General features: G+C 42.5%; 20 protein-coding genes. 19 read left to right on the top strand and 1 reads right to left on the bottom strand.

Annotated elements, in window-relative coordinates:
* Positions 1-88: 88 nt before the first annotated feature.
* The 15 genes from IZT61_RS07745 (at position 89) to IZT61_RS07675 (ending at position 20,525) form a co-directional block, all read left to right on the top strand.
* Positions 89-1,264: a FecR family protein gene (locus tag IZT61_RS07745; RefSeq protein ID WP_196100592.1), complete on the top strand. Its 1,176-nt coding sequence runs from the start codon at positions 89-91 to the stop codon at positions 1,262-1,264.
* Positions 1,265-1,352: 88 nt separating this feature from the next.
* Positions 1,353-4,754, top strand: coding sequence for a TonB-dependent receptor (locus IZT61_RS07740; protein ID WP_230383899.1), 3,402 nt, complete (start codon positions 1,353-1,355; stop codon positions 4,752-4,754).
* A gap of 11 nt (positions 4,755-4,765) precedes the next feature.
* Entirely contained in the window at positions 4,766-6,157 is a 1,392-nt protein-coding gene (locus tag IZT61_RS07735; protein ID WP_196100591.1) for a RagB/SusD family nutrient uptake outer membrane protein, read from the top strand.
* 298 nt (positions 6,158-6,455) lie between these two features.
* Positions 6,456-7,544 (top strand): cyanophycinase, encoded by a 1,089-nt coding sequence (locus tag IZT61_RS07730; protein ID WP_196100590.1) that lies wholly within the window; start codon positions 6,456-6,458, stop codon positions 7,542-7,544.
* Positions 7,545-7,550: 6 nt separating this feature from the next.
* Complete coding sequence (locus tag IZT61_RS07725; protein WP_196100589.1) at positions 7,551-8,576, top strand: isoaspartyl peptidase/L-asparaginase family protein; 1,026 nt, start codon at positions 7,551-7,553, stop codon at positions 8,574-8,576.
* On the top strand, positions 8,576-9,409 hold the full coding sequence (locus tag IZT61_RS07720; protein WP_196100588.1) for a cyanophycinase: 834 nt from the start codon (positions 8,576-8,578) through the stop codon (positions 9,407-9,409). Before IZT61_RS07725 ends, IZT61_RS07720 begins: the two co-directional genes overlap by 1 nt.
* Positions 9,410-10,512: 1,103 nt before the next feature.
* On the top strand, positions 10,513-11,385 hold the full coding sequence (gene sucD / locus IZT61_RS07715) for a succinate--CoA ligase subunit alpha (RefSeq protein WP_196100587.1): 873 nt from the start codon (positions 10,513-10,515) through the stop codon (positions 11,383-11,385).
* Between the two features lie 372 nt (positions 11,386-11,757).
* Positions 11,758-12,258, top strand: coding sequence for a methionine-R-sulfoxide reductase (locus IZT61_RS07710; protein WP_196100586.1), 501 nt, complete (start codon positions 11,758-11,760; stop codon positions 12,256-12,258).
* Positions 12,259-12,616: 358 nt separating this feature from the next.
* Positions 12,617-12,997, top strand: a complete 381-nt coding sequence (locus tag IZT61_RS07705) for a septal ring lytic transglycosylase RlpA family protein (RefSeq protein ID WP_196100585.1) — start codon at positions 12,617-12,619, stop codon at positions 12,995-12,997.
* Positions 12,998-13,453: 456 nt separating this feature from the next.
* Positions 13,454-14,425, top strand: coding sequence for a ribonucleoside-diphosphate reductase small subunit (locus IZT61_RS07700; protein ID WP_196100584.1), 972 nt, complete (start codon positions 13,454-13,456; stop codon positions 14,423-14,425).
* Positions 14,426-14,639: 214 nt separating this feature from the next.
* The gene (locus IZT61_RS07695) at positions 14,640-17,024 is read left to right on the top strand and encodes a ribonucleoside-diphosphate reductase subunit alpha (RefSeq protein WP_196100583.1); all 2,385 of its coding nucleotides are present in this window, start codon (positions 14,640-14,642) and stop codon (positions 17,022-17,024) included.
* 294 nt (positions 17,025-17,318) lie between these two features.
* Positions 17,319-17,543, top strand: a complete 225-nt coding sequence (locus IZT61_RS07690) for a cysteine-rich CWC family protein (protein ID WP_196100582.1) — start codon at positions 17,319-17,321, stop codon at positions 17,541-17,543.
* Between the two features lie 94 nt (positions 17,544-17,637).
* Positions 17,638-18,627 carry a type I glyceraldehyde-3-phosphate dehydrogenase gene (gene gap, locus IZT61_RS07685; protein WP_196100581.1) on the top strand — a complete coding sequence of 330 codons (990 nt, stop codon included), beginning with the start codon at positions 17,638-17,640 and terminating at the stop codon, positions 18,625-18,627.
* Between the two features lie 261 nt (positions 18,628-18,888).
* Positions 18,889-19,329, top strand: a complete 441-nt coding sequence (locus IZT61_RS07680) for a GNAT family N-acetyltransferase (protein ID WP_196100580.1) — start codon at positions 18,889-18,891, stop codon at positions 19,327-19,329.
* 2 nt (positions 19,330-19,331) lie between these two features.
* Entirely contained in the window at positions 19,332-20,525 is a 1,194-nt protein-coding gene (locus IZT61_RS07675; protein ID WP_196100579.1) for a phosphoglycerate kinase, read from the top strand.
* Between the two features lie 59 nt (positions 20,526-20,584).
* Here IZT61_RS07675 and IZT61_RS07670 read toward each other — a convergent pair whose 3' ends face one another.
* Positions 20,585-21,157, bottom strand: coding sequence for a transposase (locus tag IZT61_RS07670; RefSeq protein WP_196100578.1), 573 nt, complete (start codon positions 21,155-21,157; stop codon positions 20,585-20,587).
* A 989-nt stretch (positions 21,158-22,146) separates the two neighbouring features.
* On the opposite strand from IZT61_RS07670, the gene mraZ reads away from it, so the two are divergent.
* Genes mraZ through IZT61_RS07650 form a run of 4 tightly spaced genes read left to right on the top strand, consistent with a single transcriptional unit; the run spans position 22,147 to position 26,014 of the window.
* Positions 22,147-22,614, top strand: a complete 468-nt coding sequence (gene mraZ, locus IZT61_RS07665) for a division/cell wall cluster transcriptional repressor MraZ (RefSeq protein ID WP_196100577.1) — start codon at positions 22,147-22,149, stop codon at positions 22,612-22,614.
* Complete coding sequence (rsmH, locus tag IZT61_RS07660; protein WP_196100576.1) at positions 22,604-23,509, top strand: 16S rRNA (cytosine(1402)-N(4))-methyltransferase RsmH; 906 nt, start codon at positions 22,604-22,606, stop codon at positions 23,507-23,509. The genes mraZ and rsmH overlap by 11 nt, the downstream gene beginning before the upstream one ends.
* Positions 23,506-23,928, top strand: a complete 423-nt coding sequence (locus tag IZT61_RS07655; protein WP_196100575.1) for an FtsL-like putative cell division protein — start codon at positions 23,506-23,508, stop codon at positions 23,926-23,928. Before rsmH ends, IZT61_RS07655 begins: the two co-directional genes overlap by 4 nt.
* Positions 23,918-26,014 (top strand): penicillin-binding protein, encoded by a 2,097-nt coding sequence (locus IZT61_RS07650; protein ID WP_196100574.1) that lies wholly within the window; start codon positions 23,918-23,920, stop codon positions 26,012-26,014. The genes IZT61_RS07655 and IZT61_RS07650 overlap by 11 nt, the downstream gene beginning before the upstream one ends.
* Positions 26,015-26,098 lie beyond the last annotated feature (84 nt).

Raw genomic sequence — 26,098 nt, 5'->3', positions numbered from 1 at the left:
CTCATTTCTAAATTTTTAAATGTTTTTTTAAATTTCTTTTGGGATTTCTTTCTGTTTCTGGTACATAGTATTAAAAAACCGGAAATATATGCCCTCATTTCGTCCTCAAAAAGATATAAAAAACATTATCGATCGCTATTTGTCGGGCAAGGCAACGGCAGAAGAAATCCTTTTTTTAGAATCCTATTATGACTATTTGAGTAAAAATGAAAATCTTGGTGCCAATAGTGCCGAGGATTTACAAAATCTGGAGGAAGAAAACTTCGATGCCATCCGAACGAAGATCGCATTGCCGAAAAAATCCAAAATCATTCCTTTCTATAAGTACGCTTCAGCCGCCGCGATATTGATCTTAATATGTGGCGGTTTTTATTTCTTTTTTAATAGAGACATTACCAATAACGAAATCGAGCCGAAGTTGGCCACAGTAGAAAACATAGATGTACTGCCGGGAACCGACAAGGCTATTTTAACATTGGCCGATGGTACAAAAGTGGTGTTGGATGATAAGACCACAAAAAACATCAGTGATAAAAACGGCGTTACAATCTCAAAAGCCAAACATGGTCAGTTGATTTATGCGGCTGCCGGTTCGAACCATGCTTTGGCGCATAAAACCGTGGCTTACAATACCATTCAAACACCCAGGGGCGGTCAATTTCAGGTTTTGCTGCCCGATGGTACAAAAGTGTGGCTCAATGCGGCTTCATCGTTAAAATATCCAGAGTCTTTCGTAGGTAATACCCGTAATGTTGAACTTTCTGGCGAAGCCTATTTTGAGGTGGCGAAAAACAAGGACCTGCCATTTCACGTAAAAAGTCTCAATCAGGATGTTGAAGTGCTGGGTACTCATTTCAACATCAACGGTTACATGGACGATCGAACCATCAAAACAACTTTATTAGAGGGCAGTGTGAAGGTAAGCAATTTCAACTCAGCTAAACTATTAAAACCGGGCGAACAGGCAATTGCTGATCTATCGGGAAATTCAAAAATCCAAATCACTTCGGATGTAGATACCAACGATGAAACGGCATGGAAGAATGGCCTTTTTCAGTTTAATGATGCTGAGCTGAAGGGCATTCTTAATCAATTAGAAAGATGGTACGATATTAAAATCGACTACTCATTTGTACCCAATAAACGCTATAACGGTATGGTGCCGCGTAAGGCGAAGCTATCCGAAGTATTGAAAATGCTCGAAAAAACAGGAAACATCAAATTTGAAATCACCGAAGGGAAAAAATTAAAAGTATTGAGATAATAAACCTTTTGAACGAAAATAAGTGTTGCTGGAGAACAGCATACAACCAAGTAACCTATCACCCTAACCTTTAAACCAAACTGAATGTATGAAATTTTACACTCAATGTAGAAGTGCCGTTGCCGAAAATGCAGGGCAAACCGCTACCAAACATCCTAACCATCAATTTTTTAAGGCTATGAAACTTTTTGTTGTTTTAATGACTGCTTTCTGCTTGCAGGTAAGTGCTGCGGCATTTTCGCAGCGGGTAAGCATTAGCCAAAAGAATACGCCACTGGTGCGTGTGTTGAAAGAAATTAAACGCCAAACGGGCTATTTTTTCCTTTATGATTCGGATTTGATTCAACAGAAATCTAAGCCCGTTACCATTAACTTAAAAAATGCGGAACTTAAAGAGGTGTTGGCGCAGGCGCTGAAATCGCAGCCGTTTGGATGGGAAATAAAAGAAAATACCATCTTAATTTTTCCAAGTACGACGACTATTGAAAGCACGAAAGCGATTGATGTTAGCGGTAAGGTTGTTGATGAGAACGGAAACCCCATGCCGGGCGCTTCCGTGCGTGTAAAAGGTCAGTCTGCAATTGCGGTAACCGATGCGCAAGGAAACTTTACCCTCAGAAATGTAGACGAAAATGCAGTTTTGGTTATTTCTTACATCGGTTACACCGATCGCGAAGTGTTGGCCAAATCGGGCTTAGGTACGTTGGAATTGTTGCCCGCCGCGGGTAATTTAAGCGATATTGTGGTAACGGGTTACACTAATTACACGAAATCTCAATCGGCCAATGCCAGTTCATTGGTAACGGCCGATAAAATCAACGATGTGCCAGGCTTAACTGTCGATCAGATTTTGCAGGGCCGCGTGCCAGGTATGAGCGTAATTTCTACCTCCGGCCAGCCCGGTCAAAGCGCTTCGGTTGTAATTCGCGGTATTGGTAGCGTAAATGGTTCATCTACTCCATTATTCGTTTTGGATGGAGTACCCATTGAAGCTGGTTATTTTCAAACCATCAATCCGGAAGACATCGAATCGGCTACGGTTTTGAAAGATGCTTCGGCTAAGGCGCTTTATGGTTCAAGAGGCTCAAACGGTGTTATCGTGTTAACAACCAAAAAAGGCAAGGCGGGTAAAGTTGCCGTTAGCTACACCTCACAATATGGTTTCTCTAATTTGAGCCGCGCAAACTTCGAAATGATGAACACGCAACAGCGGTTACAGTTTGAGGAAGAAGTTGGTGCAAGTTTCGGGCGCAACATCGGGCCAGGATGGACCTATTCGCCCAAAAACCCCACTTATATAAACGGAACTGCGGCCACCCGTGCACGTGCAGATTTTATTATCGATAGCTTACAGCAAATTAATACCGATTGGAGAGATGTTTTCTTTCAACGCGGTAAGTTTCAAGAACAACAAGTAAGCATTAGCGGTGGCAACGAAAACCTGCGTTTTTACAATTCCTTAAACTATTACAATCAGGAAGGTGTGGCCAAACGGACCGGATTAGATCGTTATTCCTTAAGAAGCAACCTCGATTTCAAGGATGATAAGTTCAGCGGAAATGTGAACCTTTCATTAGGTTATTCACAATCGAGCTTTACCGAAGGAGAGGGTTCAACAAGTGCAGGAACCGCCATGTCGGCAGTTTATTATGCGCTGCCTTATGAAAATCCGTATGCACCCGATGGCACCTTAATTCATCAAGGCAATAAGTCATCTTATTTTATTCTCGATCAACGCGAAGGCAGTCAGGCTTTAGAGCGTTTATTAAATTCGTCAGATAAAACAGAGCAGTTAAAGTCTATCATCAGCACTGCTTTTGCTTATCAAATTTTGCCAGAATTAAAGGTAACTACCAGAGCAGGTATCGATTACCGCCAATCTACCGATCAGCAATTCGTCAATCCCGATTCTTATTATGGCTCGAGAAGCGTTGCCAACACCTTGGGCGGTAAAGGCAGGTTAACGGATGCCAGCAGAAGAAACTTCAACATTATTTCGACCACAGGCATAACCTATGCAAAGAAATTTAACGAACTGCACGATTTCGAAGCTTCGGCCTTTTACGAATATGTGTACAACAATTATAACACGTTTGGTTTCAGCGCCTACGGTATCGACGGCCGTTTGCCAGAGACACCAGCGGGTGCAACCAACGGAAGTGCAACTTATTTACCTTCGACAACTGGCGGCAAAACCAAAAATGCGTTGGCCTCTTTTATGGGCGTTGCCAGATACACGTATGATGAAAAATACACCCTAACCGGAAGTTACCGTTACGATGGTTCGACAAGAGTGGCTCCGCAGAACAAATGGCATGGTTTCTATTCAATTGGTGCTAACTGGAATGCCAAGGCGGAAGAATTTTTGAAATCATCGGAGCTGATTTCTGATTTACGCATTCGTGGCAGTTACGGAATTACCGCAAGTCCGTTTGGTGGCGATTTCTTGTATCTGCCCACTTACGCGGTAAATACTTCGTACGGTGGTGTGGCCGCAATAAGGGCAACAACGCCGGGCAACGATGCCTTTGACTGGGAATATGTTAAGGAATTTAATACCGGATTTGATCTAGCCATGTTCAAAAACAGATTGCGTGTAACGGTTGATTACTATAACCGGAAGACCACAAACATGTTCATCAACCAACCTTTATCTGCAACATCGGGCTTTAGCGAGCTCAACCTGAGCGCCGGTGTAATGCGCAACCGAGGGGTAGAGTTTGATGTAAGCGGCGATGTAATCAGATCAAAAGATTTTATCTGGACATTGGGCGTTAACGCCGGTTATAACAAAAACAAAATACTTCATGTTACCGATCTGGTAGATTCTTATCCTGATGGCGACACGCGTATTTTGCAGGTTGGCTTACCTTACGGAACTTATTATGCGCCAGATTGGGCAGGCGTAAATCCGCAAACCGGAGAGGCACAATATTATAATCTCGATGGATCGATTACCACAACCTATAATGTGAATACGCAAAGCACCACCAATTCCGGAAGCTTATATCCAACATTTACGGGCGGTTTTAATACCTCGTTAAGTTATAAAGGCATTACCGCATCGGCATTATTCTCGTTCGTATCAAACGTGATGCGTTGGAACAACGAAGATTTTTATAACGAAAATCAACGTTATTCAACCAGTAACCAAACCGTTAGGATGTTAGAGAACAGGTGGCAGGTTCCGGGCGATACCGGAAACGATGCCATTTTGCAAAGATTCGATATTCCTAGAAACTTTACATCGAAAGATATTCAGGATGCATCTTTTCTTAGATTGAGAAATGTGAATATTGGTTATTCTTTGCCAAAAAGCTTGTTAGAAAAGACGAAGATCATCAAAGGTGTCAGGATTTTCATTCAAGGGCAAAACCTGTTCACATGGACCAAATGGAGAGGATTAGATCCTGAAAATAACGCCGTTTACGGTCGTTTTCAATATCCAAACACCAGAACTTACACGGCAGGTCTTAATGTTAACTTTTAATATTTACAGTCATGATTAATAAAATATATAAACAATACATCTTCATTTTCTCCCTGCTACTGCTTAGCGCAGGTTGCACAAAGCTCGATCTGGTGCCAACTGATACCATTTCGCCAGATAAGGCGTACAGAAATATAAACGACATCAATTTGGGTGTTTTAGGCGCTTATGCTCTTTTAGATGGCGGTACAATTGGCGTGGTTTCTACGGTTTCTGACGAGGCCATGTTTCCGACAGAAAATACCGTTGGCAATAGCGATGCTTTCAGGTGGTTGTACAACTCGGGAAGCGGATCGGTAACTTCGCAATACGGTACTTTTTATGTTGCAATAGATCGCATCAACCGCACACTTGCCGGTTTAGATGCCTTAACCTTAACTGGCCCCGATGTGGCCACGGGAGCGCGTTACCGTGGCGAATTATTGGCCTTACGTGCTTACTTTCACTTCGAACTGCTTCGTAATTACGCCTCATCGTACCAAACGGGTGCTTTGGGAGTTCCTTATATGAAGGCATCGGCAATTGGTTACCCCGCACGAGATAATTTTGAGACAGTGATTGCCGATGCAAAAGCGGATTTGGTTGATGCAAAGCCACTAATTCCAGCAGCATTTACCGATAAAACCCGAATTACAAAAACTGCCGTGTCAGCCATTCAGGCAAGATTGGCCTTGTACGAAAAAAACTGGGCCGAAGCAATTGGTTATGCCAACGAAGTTATTGCTGCATTTCCGCTTGCGACAAAAGCACAGTTTCCGGGCATCTGGACGGACGCAAACGATAGTGAAGTAATTTGGAAAGCAAAACGCGTGGGTACAACCGATTCTCGCCTGGGCGATTTCTATTTCCGCCAAACGGGAGGGATTGTGTTGTATGCACCAGCTTTTAAATTGATCAATACTTTTGATAAAGTAAACGATATCCGTTACCCCGCCTACATTAAATTTGATGCAACCAGAACAGGAACAAAATCGCAATATCTTGTTAACAAATACATCGGCGGTACTTCAACAGCGCCAGGTTTAACCGATATTAAATTGTTCCGCACCGGCGAAATGTATTTGATCAAGGCAGAAGCCGAGGCAGAATCAACAGGCGATGCGGCAGGCGATTTAAACGCTTTGCGTGCCGCCAGAATTAATGCGTACACCAATGTTTCGTTTGCCGATAAAGCGAGCTTAATTGCTGCAATTATGGAAGAAAGATATAAAGAACTGGCTTTTGAAGGGCACCGTTTCTTCGATTTAAAAAGAAGAAATTTGCCTGTTGAGCGATTGGCGGCCGATGCTGTAAACGCATCCGGCGCAGTTACCTTGCCAACAACGCAGGCGCAATATTCGTTGCCCATTCCAGCGGCCGAAATATCGGTGAATAAAAATACGGTTCAAAATCCTAAGTATTAACGGTTGTCATCCTGAGGCACGAAGGATCTCCAAGCGATGGAATGCCAAGCGCCAACAACCCACTGCCAAAAACAGCTTGTGAGCGGGCAAGGACTGTGAGAGGTAGGCAACAGATGCTATCTATGAACGGTCGTCATCCCCAGCTTGACTGGGGATCCTAATGCCCAAAAATGGATCAATTGCATTAGGATTCCCGCCTGCGCGGGAATGACGACCAGTAGGTCGAGATTACAAATCTCGACCTATCCAAAACCGGGATCAAAAACCCCGCTTAATGATCGGCGACAAAATTTAAAATATGAAACAATCATTTCTTACACTCCTTATGGCTTATTGTTGTACCGTAATGGCCTGCGGCAAAGCAACAAACACACCCGCACCGGAAACGGGCGGAGAAACAACAAAGCCGGTTACAAAACGCAGGCCAGCCTCTATCGGAATTGTTGGCGATAGCAGCAATGTGGTCAAAACGACAAATGGCGGTATGGTTTTGATGGGCGGGGGCAAAGATGTTGATGCCGCCTTCAAATGGATGATCGATAAAAGCGGAGGCGGCGATGTGGTCGTTTTACGTGCTTCGGGAACTGACGCCTATAATCCGTATATTAATGGGCTTGGCAATGTTAATTCCGTTGAAACGTTGCTAATCAATACGAAAGAGCTGGCAAATAACGATACCGTTGCCTATATTATCCGCAATGCCGAAATGGTTTTTATTGCGGGTGGCGATCAGTCGGATTATATGAACAATTGGAAGGGAACCAAAACCGAACAGGCATTAAATTACCTAATGAACGAAAAAAAAGCGCCGGTTGGCGGCACCAGTGCAGGTTGCGCAATTTTAGGCGGTTTTTATTATAGCGGCGAAACCGGCGGGCTTACTTCTGCCCAGGCCCTGGCAAACCCATACGATGTAAATGTTACGCTTTATAACAACGATTTCCTTAAAGCGCCTTACCTACAAAATGTAATTACCGATCAGCATTACCTCACCCGGGCACGTGAAGGAAGATCTGTCGTTTTTTTAGGCAGGATAAACAACGACTGGAAAACTGCGGCCAAATGTATCGCAACTGATGAAAGAACTGCAGTTTGTATTGATAAAAACGGCAAGGCGCAGGTTTTTGGCGATTATGCTGAAGCCAGGCCCTATAGTTATGCCTATTTTATTAGTGCCGATGCCGCAAAACAGCCGGAACAGATGGTGGCCAACAAAAAAGTTATTTGGAGCAATAACGAAAAGGCCCTTGCTGTTTACGAAATTCCTGCATCGGTAAATGGTGGTGGAAGCTTCAATGTTGCTAACTTTAAAGCCAATGAGGCCACTGGTGGTAAATGGTACTGGTGGTGGGTTGCCGATGGCGTGTTAAATAAAAAAGATCAATAAAATAAAATGAGAGCATTAAAATTATTTACAGTATTAGTATTGTGTGTGCTGGCAGTGAACGTTTCTGCGCAGCAAAAAAAATATGTTATGGTGATTCATGGCGGTGCAGGCACCATTTTGAAGAAAAACATGACTTCGGAAATGGAAGCGGCCTACATTGCGGCGTTAACGAAAGCCCTGCAAGCGGGTTATGCCGAAATTAAAGCCGGCAAAGCAAGTTTAGATGCCGTAGAAGCAACCATTCACGTGTTAGAGAACGATCCTCATTTTAATGCCGGTAAGGGCGCAGTTTTTACCCACAATGGCAGAAATGAACTCGATGCCTCTATTATGGATGGTAAAACCTTAATGGCAGGCGCTGTTGCAGGCGTAACTACGGTTAAAAATCCGATTTCGGCAGCACGGGCGGTGATGGAAAAATCAGAACACGTAATGATGGTTGGTGCAGGTGCCGATCAGTTTGCAAAAGATGCCGGGCTGGAGATTGTCGACCCAAAATATTACTGGACAAAAGAGCGTTGGGATGGTTTGCAGCAAGCAATTAAAGAAGATTCTACCAAGGCTGTTTTAGATCACGGCAGTAAAAAATCAGAATTACTGGGCAGCAAAAACCACGATTATAAATTTGGTACCGTAGGCTGCGTGGCCTTAGATAAAGCCGGAAACCTGGCCGCAGGAACTTCAACCGGGGGGATGACCAACAAAAAATACGGTCGCGTTGGCGATTCGCCAATTATAGGTGCCGGAACTTATTGCAACAACGAAACCGCTGGGATTTCGTGCACCGGTTGGGGCGAATTTTACATCCGCAACGTAGTGGCAAAAACAGTTTCCGATTTAATGGAGTATAAAGGTTTATCAGTAAACGAGGCTTCTAAAATCGCCATAGATAAAGTGGGTAAAATGGGCGGCGACGGTGGTTTGATCGCTCTAGATAAAAAGGGCAACGTATCGATGACATTCAATACCGAAGGCATGTACAGGGGCACAATTACTGCCGATGGCAAAGTTGAAGTAAGTATTTACAAGTAATGAAGAACTTATTTATAATAATTGCATTACTCGGCCTTGCATTAAGTGCAGGAGCCCAAAATAAAGGCAACCTATTCATCATTGGAGGAGGCGATCGCTCTAACGAACTGATTAAACAACTGGTTTCGACAGCGGATTTAAAAACCAGCGACTACATTGTTGTACTGCCCATGGCAAGCGAAGTGCCCGACACCGGATTTAAATATATTTCAGCTCAGCTTAAGATTCAAACCAATGCGAAAATCAGAAATTTCAATTTTGCGAAGCATGATGTGAACGATAAAAAATGGACAGATTCTTTAGCAGGGGCGAAGTTGATTTACATTTTAGGTGGAGACCAGAGCCGCTTTATGTCAGTCGTTTTAAACACGCCCATTTATGCGGCCATTCATAAAGCCTATCGTAATGGCGCTACCATTGCCGGAACCAGCGCCGGTGCTGCGGTAATGAGCAAGTACATGATTACGGGCAAGCAGCTTTTAGATACGGTGTATAAAGAAACCTTTAACAAGCTTTGGGATAAGAACATCGAATTTGCCGAGGGAATGGGGCTGCTGGAAAACACAATAATCGATCAGCATTTTTTAAAGCGAAACCGATACAACAGACTAGTTTCGGCCTTAAGTGCCCATCCCAATATGGTTTGCGTAGGTATTGACGAAAGCACTGCCATTATCGTTCACGGCAGTAAGGCTACCGTTGCAGGCGAAAGCCAGGTAATTCGCCTGGCCAATCCAAAAGCGCTCAAAACAACCGATAAAGGGCTTTTGAAGTTCAGTCAGGCAGAATTTGGTATTTTTACCGCTGGCGATGTGATGGATATTAAGCCGTAAACTAAGATTCATGTCGAATGACGGGCGGAAGTAACGTGACGGGCCGACTTATCGTCATTTCGAGCGTAGCCGAGAAATCTTTCAAAGATGAGTAACTGAGCAGAAAGATCTCTCCGTTCCGCTACTGATGAAAATCGGTACAAGTGCGCTGCGGTGGACATGACGGGCCGACTTATCGTCATTTCGAGCGTAGCCGAGAAATCTTTTAAAGATGAGTAACTGAGGACAAAGATCTCTGCATTCCGCTAGTGATGAAAAATCGGTACAAGTGCGCTGCAGTCGAGATAACGAGTCGCCGTATCGTCATTTCTAGCGTAGCCGAGAAATCTTTTAAAGATGAGTAATTGAGCAGAAAGATCTCTCCGTTCCGCTACCGATGAAAATCGGTACAAGTGCGCTGCAGTGGACATGACGGGCCGACTTATCGTCATTTCGAGCGTAGCCGAGAAATCTTTTAAAGATGAGTAACTGAGCAGAAAGATCTCTCCGTTCCGTTACTGATGAAAATCGGTACAAGTGCGCTGCAGTGGACATGACGGGCCGACTTATCGTCATCTCGAGCGTAGCCGAGAAATCTTTTAAAGATGAGTAACTGAGGACAAAGATCTCTGCGTTCCGCTACCGATGAAAATCGGTACAAGTGCGCTGCAGTCGACATGACGGGCTGACTTATCGTCATTTCGAGCATAGCCGAGAAATCTTTTAAAGATGAGTAACTGAGCAGAAAGATCTCTCCGTTCCGCTACTGATGAAAATCGGTACAAGTGCGCTGCAGTCGACATGACGGGCTGACTTATCGTCATTTCGAGCGTAGCCGAGAAATCTTTTAAAGATGAGTAACTGAGCAGAAAGATCTCTCCGTTCCCCTACTCATGAAAAATCGGTACAAGTGCGCTGCAGTGGACATGACGGGCCGACTTATCGTCATTTCGAGCGTAGCCGAGAAATCTTTGTAACTTAAGTGAACAATGTTCAGAGATTCATCGATTATTGAATCACCTGAGACCAATTCCTTACAATTTCCTGAAAAAAGGCGCCAAATAATATCCTTTTCGATTTGACTTTCCATTCAATAATATTAGATTTGCACAAAAAAAAGATACATGAGCGTTTTAGTAAACAAAGATTCTAAGGTTATCGTTCAGGGTTTTACCGGAAACGAGGGGACTTACCATGCTGAGCAGATGTTGGCATACGGTACAAACGTTGTGGGTGGTGTTACGCCTGGCAAGGGTGGGCAGTTACATTTAGACAAGCCTGTTTTCAATACTGTTAAAGATGCCGTTGAAAAAACTGGCGCAAACGTATCTATCATTTTCGTACCACCGGCTTTTGCGGCCGATGCAATTATGGAAGCTGCCGAAGGCGGTATCAAAGTTATTGTTTGTATTACTGAAGGCATCCCAACCAAGGATATGATTCAGGTTAAAGAATATATTACCGATCGCGATGTGACCTTAATTGGTCCAAACTGCCCGGGTATTATTACCGCTGATGAAGCTAAAATCGGTATTATGCCAGGTTTCATTTTCAAAAAAGGTAACGTAGGTGTAGTTTCTAAATCAGGAACGTTAACTTACGAGGCTGTAGATCAGGTTGTGAAAGCTGGCCTGGGCATTACCACTGCTATCGGTATCGGTGGCGACCCAATTATCGGAACGCCAACAGTTGAAGCCGTTAAGTTGTTAATGAACGATCCTGAAACTCACGGTATCATCATGATTGGTGAAATTGGCGGCGGGATGGAAGCTGAAGCTGCTCGCTGGATTAAAGAAAACGGAACCAAACCTGTGGTAGGCTTTATTGCTGGCCAAACTGCGCCTCCGGGACGTAGAATGGGTCACGCTGGTGCTATTGTAGGTGGCGCCGACGATACTGCTGCGGCTAAAATGAAGATCATGGCCGAATGTGGTATTCGCGTTGTCGAAAGCCCTGCTGAAATCGGTGCTGCAATGGCCGAGGAATTAGCAAAGTAGGAGGTTCAAGCCTCACCTAAGGAAATAATAAATTATAAAAGGGCAACTTCGAGCGAAGTTGCCCTTTTTGTTATAGTAGCTGTCAGTCTGAGCGGAGTCGAAGACTTGTTTCTTAATATACTAATGAGCAGTTCGGTTGAGTTTCGACTTCACTCAGCCGAACAAGCAGTGGCAAGGAATAAAGTTCAAAGCACAATCCTTTATTCCCTCTCTTTTAGATAACTGGTCCCAATTTTCATCGGGAGGGACGAGCAGTAAAAGCGCCTATTGCATAAGCTTCCCCGCAAGAGGCCTTTATCACCGCTTTGTAAACACTATTTCAAACGGCGGCATGCAGCAAACCAAAACAAAATCTTTCCCGTATATTAGGCTATGAAAACGATGTTAAATAAACTATTTTTGATCTCGGCTGTTGTGTTTGTAACCACCTTTTCTGCTTGTGCGCAAAAGGACAAAAAAGAAATAAAACAGGTTGAGCAGTCAGGAAATATTATACCAAAAAAGAAGATGAACTGGAATCCGTTAACCCCCGAAGAAGAGAGAGTAATTGTAAATAAAGGTACTGAATACCCTGGAACGGGAAAATACGAGCATAACAAGGAGAAAGGAACGTATACCTGCAAACGTTGTGATGCTCCGTTGTACCGATCGGAAAGTAAATTCGATTCGCATTGTGGATGGCCATCTTTCGATGATGAAATAAAAGGCGCAGTGAAGCGTATTCCCGATGCCGATGGTTCGCGTACCGAGATTGTATGTACCAACTGTGGCGCACATTTGGGGCACGTATTTTTGGGCGAAGGATTTACAAACAAAGACACCAGGCACTGTGTAAATTCAATTTCGATGAATTTCGTGCCAGATAAGAAATAAGGTGGGTATAGTGAGGTTAGGTAGAGGCGTACAGCATAAAGTTGTACGCTTTTTTTGTTTCTTCCGTTGATGTAAAAAGGTTGAATATTGTTTGGGATGTTGAGGAATGTAAAAGGCAATTACCCCAATACGAAGAATGGCAGGCGAGAATCAAATGGTAGATTAACCGCTCTTCAATTTAGATATTTTCCATTCCGTTTCTTGCACGAAAAAAGCTGTGTAATGCACTGATTTTAAACTCCCGACCTACGGCTTCAAACTTCGGACTCCTGGCCGCGAAACGCACAACTTTTCCACAAATTATTGATTTTAAACTAAATGCTTATATTTGTGCGCTCTGATAAAGAAAATTTAGCCTATGAAGTATCTTCTGTTATTGAGTTTTTGTTTCTTGTTTTCACAAGGTAAAGCGCAGATTTCTGATTCATCAAATGAACCAGATAGTATCAAAAAAACGGTTCTAGCCACTTATTACAACAAAAAATTCGAAGGTCGCCGAACCACGAGCGGCGCCAAATACAGAGCAAAAAAATTCACTGCAGCCCATAAAACGCTTCCTCTTGGTACCAAGGTTACCGTTACAAATCCGGTCAACGGAAAATCGGTAGTTGTAAAGGTAAATGACCGGGGCCCATTCTCTAAAAAACTAGCTATAGATTTATCCGAAAGTGCTGCAAAACAGATTGGTATCTACCGTAAAGGTATAGCCAGAGTTGATTTGAGCTACACTGTTGAGTAGTATTCTGTTTGGCTCTATTTCACACCTGCTATACACTTAAAACTTAAGTTATTAACACTAATTTTTGTTTGCTATCCCCTTTAAAAGAAACAATTAGCTTTTTTTTCGCTCGAAAATGATATTGGGCTGATTGTTTTCTCCACTCATTTCCGGCGAGTGTTAACAACTTTGATTCACAAAAGGTGCCCGTGGTACATATATTTGTTTTAACAAAGTTCTTTAACTTCTTGCATTTGAAAACAAATATAAAAGCTTAGTTTTTAGTAATTTATAACACATCTCTGTGATGACAGATTTAAATTTTTCCTAAACTAAAAACTCAGTTGTTCGTCAAACGCCAAGGGTTAGCACTTTCACTAGAGTTTTAATACAAAACATTTCAATCATCATATAAAATTGATGAATGCGTGGTTTTGTCGGCTCTAATTAAATTGAAAAAAACATTAATTATCAGGTATGGAACAGGAATTATTACTACAAGAAAACAAAGACAGATTTGTGCTTTTGCCGATTAAATATCCGGCGATTTGGGAAATGTATAAAAAGACCGAAGCTAGTTTCTGGACAGCAGAGGAGATCGATCTTTCTGACGACCAAAAACACTGGGATAATTTAAATGATGGTGAAAGACATTTTATCTCTCACATCCTTGCTTTCTTTTCTGCTAGTGATGGTATTGTAAACGAAAACCTTGCGGTTAACTTCATGAGTGAGGTTCAATTACCAGAGGCCCGTTGTTTTTACGGTTTCCAGATCATGATGGAAAACATCCACGCCGAAACCTACGCCTTATTAATTGATACTTACATTAAAGATCCTGAAGAAAAAGACCGTTTGTTCCACGCCATTGATACCGTTCCGGCGGTAAAACGAAAAGCAGAATGGGCTTTACGCTGGATCGATAACGGAACTTTTGCCGAGCGCCTCGTGGCATTTGCCGCAGTTGAGGGAATCTTCTTTAGCGGAAGTTTCTGCTCTATTTTCTGGTTAAAAAAACGCGGTCTGATGCCGGGGTTAACTTTCAGTAACGAGTTGATTTCGAGAGATGAGGGCTCGCACTGCGAATTTGCCTGTTTGCTATACAGTATGCTGAGCAATAAATTGAGCGAAGAGCAGGTTCATTCTATCATTAGTGATGCAGTAGAAATTGAAAAGGAATTTGTTACCGATGCCTTACCAGTGGCCTTAATCGGCATGAATGCCAAGTTAATGAGCCAGTACATCGAATTTGTAGCCGACAGATGGTTGCAGGAACTGGGTTATAAGAAAATTTACAATGCAACCAATCCATTCGATTTTATGGAAATGATTTCGTTGCAGGGAAAAACCAATTTCTTCGAAAAACGTGTTGGCGATTACCAAAAAAGTGGCGTATTAACCTCTGCTGACAATAAAGCACAGGCGTTTTCGCTTGATGAAGACTTTTAACGATAGCTTAAAGCAGAAAGACTAAAGCTGAAAGCCGCCTCTACACTCCGTCATTGCGAGGAACGAAGCAATCTCAGTTACAAAAAAAATAACAGAATAATAAACGCGACAAATTGGTTGTTACCCGATACTCGCCAATAAAATATAAAACTTGCCTTTAAAAGCCCTCCCTTCGGGGGAGGGTTGGGAGGGGCTTAAATCAATCTCATAAATTATGTTCGTACAAAAAAGAGATGGCCGCAAAGAGCCGGTGCAATTTGACAAAATCACAGCCCGCATTCAAAAACTATGTTATAGTTTAAATGCAGATCTGGTAGATCCAATTGATGTTGCCAAAAAGGTAATTGAAGGTTTATACGATGGTGTAACCACATCAGAATTGGATAACCTTGCAGCAGAAACAGCCGCATCGTTAACTACAAAACACCCCGATTATGCTTTATTAGCCTCGCGTATTGCGGTGTCTAACTTGCATAAAAATACCACAAAATCATTTTCGGGTACGATGAAGATGTTGTACGAATATTTCGATCCGAAAGCGCAAAAAGCCGCTCCGCTTATTGCCGATGATGTGTATGAGATTATTGAAAAAAACGCGGAGATCTTAGACAGTTCTATCATTTACGACCGCGATTTTGGTTTCGACTACTTCGGTTTCAAAACCCTCGAAAAATCTTACTTGCTAAAAGTTAACGGCAAAATTGTAGAGCGCCCTCAACATTTGTTTATGCGTGTGGCTGTTGGTATCCACAAAGAGGATATCGAAAGTGCAATTAAAACCTATAACTTAATGAGCGAGCGTTGGTTTACCCATGCCACACCAACCTTATTTAACGCGGCAACACCCAAACCGCAAATGTCATCATGTTTCTTGTTAACTATGCAAGATGATAGCATCGACGGTATTTACGATACTTTAAAACAAACCGCCAAAATTTCGCAAAGCGCCGGTGGTATTGGTTTGAGCATCCACAACATTCGTGCAACAGGATCATACATTGGTGGTACAAACGGCACCAGCAATGGTATTATTCCAATGTTGCGTGTGTTTAACGATACCGCTCGTTATGTAGATCAGGGTGGAGGCAAACGTAAAGGTGCCTTTGCAATTTATTTAGAGCCTTGGCATGCAGATGTTTTCGAGTTTCTCGATTTACGCAAAAACCACGGTAAAGAAGAAATGCGTGCCCGCGATTTGTTTTATGCCCTTTGGATAAACGACTTGTTTATGCAACGCGTTAAGGATAACGGCGATTGGACATTGTTCTGCCCGCACGAAGCACCCGGATTGGCCGATTGTTTTGGTAAAGAGTTCGAAGAATTATACACGAAATATGAAGCAGAAAACCGTGGCCGCAAAACCATTAAAGCGCAAGAACTTTGGTTTGCGATACTAGACTCGCAAATTGAAACCGGAACACCGTACATGTTGTTCAAAGATGCAGCAAACAGCAAATCGAACCAACAAAATTTAGGAACGATTAAAAGTTCGAACTTGTGTACCGAAATTATCGAATATACCTCTAAAGATGAAGTAGCGGTTTGTAACCTGGCCTCATTGGCGCTTCCCCGTTTCGTTATCAACGGTGCCTTCGATCATCAAAAATTATACGATGTAACCTATCAGGCAACTTTAAACCTGAATAAGATCATCGATCACAACTATTATCCCGTTCAGGAAGCCGAAAATTCAAACATGCGTCACCGTCCGGTTGGTTTAGGTGTGCAAGGTTTAGCCGATGCATTTATTTTGTTGCGCTTACCTTTCGAAAGTGATGAAGCAAAACGCTTGAATAAAGACATTTTCGAAACGATTTATTTCGCCTCGATGACAGCATCTCACGATTTAGCTGTAGAAAATGGTCCATACCAAACATTCAAAGGCTCGCCGTTATCAAAAGGTCAGTTCCAGTTCGATTTATGGAATGTAGTACCAGACAGCGGCCGTTGGGATTGGGAATCGTTACGCAAAAAGGTAGTTAAAGATGGTGTGTACAACTCGTTATTGGTTGCGCCGATGCCGACTGCATCTACCTCGCAAATTTTAGGTAACAACGAATGCTTTGAGCCATACACTTCGAATATTTACACCCGCAGGGTATTAAGTGGAGAATTTGTAGTGGTAAACAAACACTTATTGAAAGATTTAGTTGCATTAGGCCTGTGGAACAACGATATGAAAAACAAGATCATATTGGCCAACGGTTCCATCCAGGCGATTCCAGAAATTCCGGATTACATTAAAGAATTGTACAAAACCGTTTGGGAGATTAAGATGCGTAACATCATCGATATGGCTGCCGATCGTGGTGCATACATCTGCCAGTCGCAATCACTAAATTTATTTGTAAATGCGCCAAATACCTCAAAATTAACTTCAATGCACTTCTATGCATGGGAGAAAGGGTTGAAAACAGGTATGTACTACTTACGTACCCAAGCGGCGTCGCAAGCAGTTAAATTTACCGTAGAGAACCAGGGCGGTAAGGCTATAGAAGCGGTTATTCCTGCTGAATTGCCACAAGATCAGGTTGCCGAAGAAATCGTTGACGGCCCGGTTTGCTCAATGGAAGAAGGTTGTATCAGCTGCTCGGGGTAAGGTAAAGGGCAGAAAGGTTGAGGGTTTAAGGTGAAAGGCTAAAGCTGATAGACGAGAGCTGAAAGTAAAAGTCTGCCTCTTTGCCGTCATTGCGAGGCACGAAGCAATCTTTCTTCAATAGTCTTTTCTGCTCATTATAAAGCAATAAAAAAATAAGGTTTTGGGCAAATGCTCAAAACCTTATTTTTTGTCCTTATTTTTGCATTTCAGTTCAAGAGTTAAGTTGGTTCATTCGTTTTTATAGCGGCCCGTACCAATGAACTAATGATTAGTGAATCAATGAACTGATAATCAATGAACAATACCTTAAAACATAGCCCGAAACACGAAATCATTCCCTGCGAAAGATGCGGAACGGCTATTGAGTGCAAGGCCAATGCCTATACCAAATGCCAATGCAGCGTTGTTCAACTGAGCATTAACGAGGTGCAATATATTTCCGAATTGTACGATGGGTGTCTTTGTGCCAAATGCCTTTTCGAGTTGCAACACGAATATCAGGCCGAGATTGGCGTCTAGCACTTTAAGTCGTTACTTAATATTGAGCTCAAATTGCTGTGCGACTTTGTACCTTCAACCTTTTTTGTAGTTTTGAGCTCTAATTTTTAATAAAATGAGGATTGCAATTAATGGTTTTGGTAGAATAGGAAGAACGTTGTTACGCTTAGCAATTGCCGAGGGACTCGATATTGTGGCGATAAACGATTTGGCCGATGCAAAAACATTAGCACATTTATTTAAGTACGATTCCGTACACGGCGTTTTTAAAGGAAATGTCGCCGCTAAACCCGACGAAATTGTAATAGATGACGTTACTATTCCCATTTTTGCGCTGAAAGAGGCCGAGCAGCTTCCGTGGTCAGCATTAAAAGTAGACTTGGTTATCGATTGTACCGGCAGGAACCTGACGAGGGAAACCGCCGAAAAACACATCGTTGCCGGCGCAAAACAGGTGTTAATTTCCGCTCCAGCAGCCGATGATATTCCCATGATTGTACTGGGCGTAAACGACGATCAAATTGACCTGACTTCGACAGTGCTTTCAAATGCCAGTTGTACCACCAACAATATCGCCCCCATGATCAAAATCCTGAACGACAATTGGGGGGTAGAGGAAGGCTACATTACGACAATACATTCGATGACGGGTGATCAAAATCTACACGACACCAATCATAAAGACCTGCGAAGGGCAAGGGCGGCATCGGCATCAATTATCCCGACAACAACCGGGGCGGCAAAGGCCATTACCCATATTTTCCCGCAACTCGATGGCCGCTTGGGTGGCGCAGGGATTAGAGTGCCCGTGCTAAACGGCTCGCTCACCGATTTTACCTGCCTGCTAAAAAGCAAAGCAACAATCGACGAAATTAATGCTGCATTTAAGCAGGCAGCAGAAAACGAACTAAAAAATATCCTTCAGTATACCGAAGACCCAATTGTTTCCATTGATATTATCGATAACCCCCATTCTTGTGTCTTCGATTCGCTATTAACATCCATTGTTGGCGATTTGGTAAAGGTTGTGGGTTGGTACGATAACGAGTTTGGCTACAGCAGCAGACTAATTGATGTGGTTAAAAAGCTAAAAGCCGAAAGTTGAAAGACCAAGGCGAAACAAACCCTCAGGTCTCTTGTTAAATTGCTAATTGAATTAAATACTTGTCTTGCCCCTTGCTAATTGCCTGTTGCTAATTGCCAATTGCAAAATATTCAAAATTGTGACGTCTCATTTTTAGGCGGTTTCAAATGCTTTATTAACTTTGCAAACGTTTGCGGAGCCCGCTAAAAAAGGTAGTGGGTTTAAAGGTGGAGGGTTTAAGCTCTTGATACTCGATACTTACATCTTGATACTCACAAAGCTATGGTGAAATTTATACAGGCAGAAGAAGTTCTTCCGTTAAGAAGCTTGATGCTTCGCAATGGCAAGCCATTAACCGAATGCGTTTTTGAGGGCGATACCGCTTACGATACTTTTCATTTGGGATATATCAGCGACGGCGAAATAAGGTCTGTAGCAACTTTTATGCGTAACGATTTCTTTGCCGGCGAGGGCGAGGGTTACCAGTTGAGGGGAATGGCTACACATCCCGATGAAGGCGGCAAGGGTTACGGAACTGCTTTGATCAACTTTGCAATTGAATATTTGAGAGCGTATAAAACCGATTACCTGTGGTGCAATGCACGCTCAAGCGCAGCAGATTTTTACAAAAAAATTGGCTTCATAAGCCAATCTCCCGAGTTCGACATCCCGGGTATTGGCTTCCATTACGAAATGAAATTGAACTTAAACAAAAACAATTAAACATGAATACAATAGACCAATTTGACTTTAAGGATAAAAAAGCATTAATCAGAGTTGATTTTAATGTTCCCTTGGATGATGAATTTAAAATAACCGACGACAAGAGAATCCGTGCAGCGCTACCAACCATTTCTAAGATCTTGAAAGATGGTGGTGCCGTAATTTTAATGTCGCATTTGGGCAGGCCAAAAGACGGACCGACGGATAAATATTCGTTAAAGCACATTCTTGGCGATTTATCGTCGCTTATTGGCGTTGATGTGAAATTTGCCGACGATTGCATTGGCGAAAATGCCGTTAAACAAGCGGCTGAACTTAAGGCGGGCGAGGTTTTATTGCTCGAAAATCTGCGTTTCTATAAAGAAGAAGAAAAGGGCGATGTTGCCTTTGCCGAAAAACTGTCAAAGCTTGGCGATGTATATGTAAATGATGCTTTTGGTACTGCTCACCGTGCCCACGCCTCAACTTCTATTATTGCTCAGTTTTTTCCTGATGCCAAATACTTTGGTTATTTAATGGCGTCAGAAGTAGAAAATGCCGAAAAGATCTTAAACCATGCCGAGCGTCCGTTTACTGCAATTATGGGCGGAGCCAAGGTATCAGATAAAATACTTTTAATCGAAAAATTGCTTGAAAAAGTAGACAACCTGATTATTGGTGGGGGAATGGCCTATACTTTTGCAAAGGCGCAAGGTGGCGAAATCGGTACCTCGCTTTTAGAGGCCGATAAACAAGCGCTTTCTTTAGAATTGATTGAAAAAGCAAAAGCAAAAGGCGTTAACCTCATCCTTCCGGTTGATACCGTAATTGCAGATCAGTTTGCAAACGATGCAGATAAAAAAGATGTTGATGCCGGTCATATTCCTGCCGATTGGATGGGTTTAGATATCGGTCCGAAAACTGCCGCTTTGTTTGCTGATGTAATCAAAAACTCTAAAACGTTGCTGTGGAATGGCCCAATGGGAGTTTTTGAAATGGAAAGCTTTCAGGTGGGAACTAAGGCCGTTGCCGATGCTGTTGTTGCTGCTACGAAAGATAACGGCGCATTTTCATTGATCGGTGGTGGCGATTCTGCAGCCGCTATTGCCAAGTTCGGCATGGAAGACGAAGTGAGTTACGTTTCTACCGGCGGTGGCGCTTTGTTAGAGTACATGGAAGGCAAAGAATTGCCTGGCGTTAAGGCAATCAATGCATAGAGACTATTAGTCATCCGATGAATACTGTGCTAAATGCCTGTTATTCATCGGATGACTTCTCAAAGGATTTCATTTCGTTTAAAATCCCACATTGCCTCGCTTTCTTTTATAAAATCTTCTTTTACTATTCCACTGCGTTCAAAAAATAATTGTCGATTACATAAACTCCCGTTTCTTAAGTCAGCAAGATCCAGGTAAGATGAATATTTCCATTCATTTAGGTACGCAACCAAGTTTGCCCTAGTCGGGTTCTGATGAACATAGTGAGCGCAAATTGCCAAATAACTTATCGTATGATTGTCGCCTTTGTCGATTAATTCCTTAGCCTTGGTTTTTTGCTGAAAAATAGACCCGCTTCTGCCTTCCTGAACGTTTATTGCCCGAGAATAAGATCTAAGCAAAACAGCTATTGCAGTATTTAAACCTTTCGCCTTTGTCCCTTCCTTAGTTATTACGATTAAATGAAAATGGTTTGGCATAAGGCAATAACATAACACTTCACAATATGGAACAAGCTCTTTTCTGATCTTCCTCAAAAAGAACAAATAATTTTCTTCATTGAAAAATACCTTTTGTCCGTTATTTCCTCTATTGTAAATATGGTAGACGCCATTTTCATCGAAATTCATCATTAAATATACAACTAAATGGAATAATTGGTTGGATTAGTCATCCGATGAATACTGTGCAACACGCTTATATTCATCGGATGACTTCGGATTTCTTGGATTAGTCATCCGATGAATACTGGGCAACACGCTTATATTCATCGTATGACTTCAGATTTCTTGGATTAGTCATCCGATGAAAACTGTGCAACACGCTTATATTCATCGGATGACTTCAGATTTCTTGGATTAGTCATCCCATGAATACTGTGCAACACGCTTATATTCATCGGATGACTTCAGATTTCTTAGATTAGTCATCCGATGAATACTGGACAACACGCCGATATTCATCGGATGACTTCAGATTTCTTGGATTAGTCATCCGATGAATACTTTGCAATACGCTTAAATCCTCGGATGACTTCAGATTTCTTGGATTAGTCATCCGATGATGACTTCAGAGGTTAGTCATCCGATGAATACTGTGCAATACGCTTATAATCATCGGATGACTTCAGAGATTAGTCATCCGATGAATACTGGGCAACACGCTTATATTCATCGGATGACTTCAGATTTCGTGTATTAGTCATCCAATGAATACTGTGCAATACGCTTATATTCGTCGGATGACTTCAGATTTCTTTGATTAGTCATCCGATGAATACTGTGCAATACGCCGATATTCATCGGATGACTTTTAAGCCTTTGATGATCTGGTTGTTACTTGATTCATGAAAGGATTTTTCAAACAGCTTTCCAAAATTTAGCAATCGTTCAGCTCCTCGCTTAACTATTTTTAAAAATTTTTTGGGAATCTTTTTTTATATTAAACTTCTTAATAATCAGTCGTTAAGCGCTAAATTGATATTTTTGAACCGTTTCTAAAATTGGTTTTTGAACACCAAAGTGGGAGAAAAAGCATGTTGAAAACTTTTTTGTGGTAAAAAGTGGTAAAAAGTGGTAGAACCTACTTACTTTTACACTACATAAAAAGTGTAGTTACCACTATGACCCAACTTTTAGGAGAATTCGATTGTAAACTTGACGCAAAGGGACGCCTTATGGTACCCGCTGCGCTTAAGAAACAATTGCCGAATGCCGAAAGTGAAGGGCTCATTGTTAATCGTGGTTTCGAAAAGAATCTGGTAATCTATCCAAAGAGCGTTTGGGATGCTGTTGTGGCCGATCTTGCCAAGCTTAATATCTACGATCAGGAAAACCGTGCCTTTGTTAGGGCCTTTACTCGCGGCGCCACTGAACTTTCGCTTGATGCTGCCGGAAGGGTATTGTTGCCAAAATCGTTGGTAGAATATGCCGGCATTGGGAGCGATCTGGTTTTGGCCTGCCAGTTAGACCGCATCGAGGTTTGGGATAAAAAATCGTACGAAGATATTTTTGACGATGTTCCTGCCAATTTTGCAAATCTTGCTCAAAAAGTAATGGGCGGAAAGAAAGGAGGTGCAGATGGCGAATAATTACCACGTACCCGTAATGCTTCAGCCTTGCATTGATGGCTTAAACATTAAGCCCGATGGCGTGTATGTTGATGTTACCTTTGGCGGTGGCGGCCATTCAAAAGAAATTTTAAAGCATCTCGGTCCAAAAGGAACTTTAATAGCTTTTGATCAGGATCCGGATGCGCAGGCTAATATCCCTGCTGATGACCGCTTCATATTTATCGATCAGAATTTTGGTTTCCTTAAAAATAACCTGCGCTTAAAAGGTTTTCGTCAGGTTGACGGGATTTTGGCCGATTTGGGTGTTTCTTCACATCAGTTTGATGTTCCTGAGCGTGGCTTCTCCATTCGCTCAAATGCCGACCTCGATATGCGTATGGATCAGCACCGCGACCTTACCGCCGCACAGGTGTTAAATACCTATTCAGAAGATAAGTTGCACAAAATATTTGGTATTTACGGTGAGGTTAAAAATGCGAAATCGTTGGCTCGTGCCATTGTTACCGCACGTTTAGATCAGCCTTTTACCGATATCGATAGCTTAAAAACCGCTATTTCGGCATACATCCCAAAGGGAAAAGAAAATAAATATTTAGCACAGGTTTTTCAGGCACTGCGCATTGAGGTAAACGCTGAGATACAGGTTTTAGAAGAATTTTTACAACAAGCGGCCGAAGTTTTAAAGCCCGGTGGGCACTTGGTGGTGATGTCATACCACTCGCTAGAAGATCGTCCGGTGAAGAATTTTATGGCTAAAGGCAAGTTTCAGGGCGAGGTAGAAAAAGACTTTTTTGGTAATCAGCAAAAGCCCTTTAATGTAATTACCCGAAAAGCGATAATGGCTACAGACGAGGAAATTGCGCAGAACAATCGGGCCAGAAGTGCGAAGTTAAGAATTGCAGAAAAGATATGAACAGGTTTAGGGAAGATATAGAAGAAGAGGAAATAGGGCCTGAGCCAGAGTTAAAAGCGGCGCCCAAAAAGCCGAAAACTGCTGAAGAAAAAATGGATAGCAATTCGTTTATCAGCAAACTGTTTAACGATGGGTTGGTATCAAAAGAGGCGGCAACAGATGCTTTGCCTTATTTGTGTTTTTTGGCCTTGTTGGGTATGGTGTACATTGCCAACAGCCACTTTGCGGTGAACAACATCCGCCGGATTGATAAATTAAACAAAGAAGTAAAAGAATTAAGATGGGAGTATAAATCGCTAAAGGCCGACTTGATGTTTAGAAGCAAATTGACAGAAGTGGCCAAAAAGGTTGATACCCTCGGAATAAAAGAATTAATAGAACCACCGAAAAAAATAATTGTTAAAAGCGATGAATATTAGAGCAAACATATTGCTTCGTGTATATCTGGCATTTGGCTTAATTGTGCTTTTTGCTTTGGCGGTATTCTTGCGTCTTGGGCAAGTGCAGTTTGTTCAAGGTAAAAAATGGAGAGCCATGGCCGATAGTCTTTCTACACGCTATGTGAATGTGGAGGCTACACGCGGAAATATTTATTCTAACGATGGCAGTTTATTGGCAACATCTGTTCCCGAATATGAACTCCGCATGGACATGTTTGCCGGCGGAATTACCGATGATAAGCTTTTTAACGAAAAAGTAGATTCGCTGGGTTATAAGCTGGCGCAGATTTTTCAGGATAAATCGGCTAAGGATTATGCCCGCTACTTGCGTAAAGCCAGACGTGATAGTGCTCGTTACTTATTAATTCACCGCAAGGTAGGTTACGCTGATTTAAAAACGATCAGAACGTTTCCGCTTTTTAACGTAGGCAAGTTCAGCGGGGGGTTAATTGCTGTGCAGCGCAATAAAAGGATTCTTCCTTTCCAAGCCCTGGCCGCCCGTACAATTGGCTATAAAAATGAAAATGTCGAAAACGGGGTTGGTTTAGAGGGCGCCTATAGAGAGTATATCAATGGCGAAACGGGCAAACGACTGATGCAGCGTATTGCCGGCGGCGTGTATGTGCCCGTAAACGAGGAGGCAGAAGTTGCGCCAAAAGATGGGGCAGACATTATCTCGACCATCGATGTAAACATGCAGGATTTGGCCCAAAGTGCACTCGAAAAGCAATTGATTTTAAGTCAGGCCGATCACGGAACCGTTATCGTAATGGAAGTGGCAACCGGCGAAATTAGGGCGATAGCCAATTTCTCAAAGGTATCAGAGGGAATTTATAAAGAGAAATTCAATTACGCCATTGCGGGAAATCAGGATCCCGGATCAACGTTCAAGTTAGCTTCGTATATGGCGCTGCTTGATGATAATCTGGTTGATACCAATACCCTAATCGGTACAGGATATTATCAGATTCCCGGCAAGCTTATTAAAGATTCGCACCCTAAAATTGAAACTGTTACCGTAAAAAGAGCATTCGAAGAATCTTCTAATGCGGCCATTGCGAAACTTATCAATACGCATTACGGCAATAACCCATCTAAGTTTACCGATCACCTTTACGATTGGGGACTAAACAAGAAAACCGGACTGCAAATTCCCGGTGAAGCACAGCCTGTAGTTAAAAATCCATCGTTTAAGAGTTGGGGAAAAATGACTTTGCCGCAAATGGCCTATGGCTACGAAATGCAGTTAACGCCATTAAAAATGCTGTCGTTTTATAATGCCGTTGCAAATGATGGTAAATATGTGGCGCCAATTTTTGTGAAAGAAATTAGAAGGCTTGGTAACCCGATTGAGCAATTTAAGGCTCGGGTAATCAACGAAAAAATATGCTCAGACGAAACGCTTAGCAAGGTTCGGAAAATGCTCGAAGGCGTGGTAGAAAACGGAAGCGGAAAACGGATCGTTTACAACCCATTATATAAAATTGCCGGAAAAACTGGTACAGCCCAGGTAGCCGATGGCAACAGGGGTTACAAGGTTAAAAGTCAGTATCAGGCATCGTTTGTGGGGTATTTTCCGGCCAATAGGCCAAAGTACTCTATGATTGTAGTTATAAACGACCCCAAAGGAGATTATTACGGCGCCTCGGTATCGGGTCCGGTTTTTAGAGAAGTTGCCGACCGGATTTATGCCAGCGATATGCAGATGTACAACGATGTACCTACCCGTTTAGTGGGCAATACTGGCAACCCGCCAACAAAAGCCGGACAAAGTAAGGCGACACAAAAAGTATATCGGGCATTTGGTTTTAAACCGCTTTTTGCCTCAAAATCCGAATACTATAATATAGTTGATACCAGCGCCGGACAGGTGTTTCAAGAAAATACTGAACGTAAGGGCGTAATGCCAAATGTTTCAGGAATGGGATTAAAAGACGCCCTTTATTTGATAGGCAACGCAGGTTTTAAAGCCAAGGTAATCGGTTCGGGCAAAGTAATAAGCCAATCTATCGCCGCAGGAACACGCGTTGGTAAAGGTTTGGGCGTACAAATAGAGTTGAATTAAAAAAGTCGGAAAGTCCGCAGTCGGGAGTCCGAAGATAAAGCTGAATAAATAGCAGTAGCTAGCTCCCTCTCTTCAAGGAGAGGG

This window comes from Pedobacter endophyticus, from assembly GCF_015679185.1.
GTDB lineage: Bacteria > Bacteroidota > Bacteroidia > Sphingobacteriales > Sphingobacteriaceae > Pedobacter > Pedobacter endophyticus.
The sequence above is the reverse complement of the archived record's forward strand: the minus strand, read 5'-3'. Positions and strand labels throughout refer to the sequence as shown.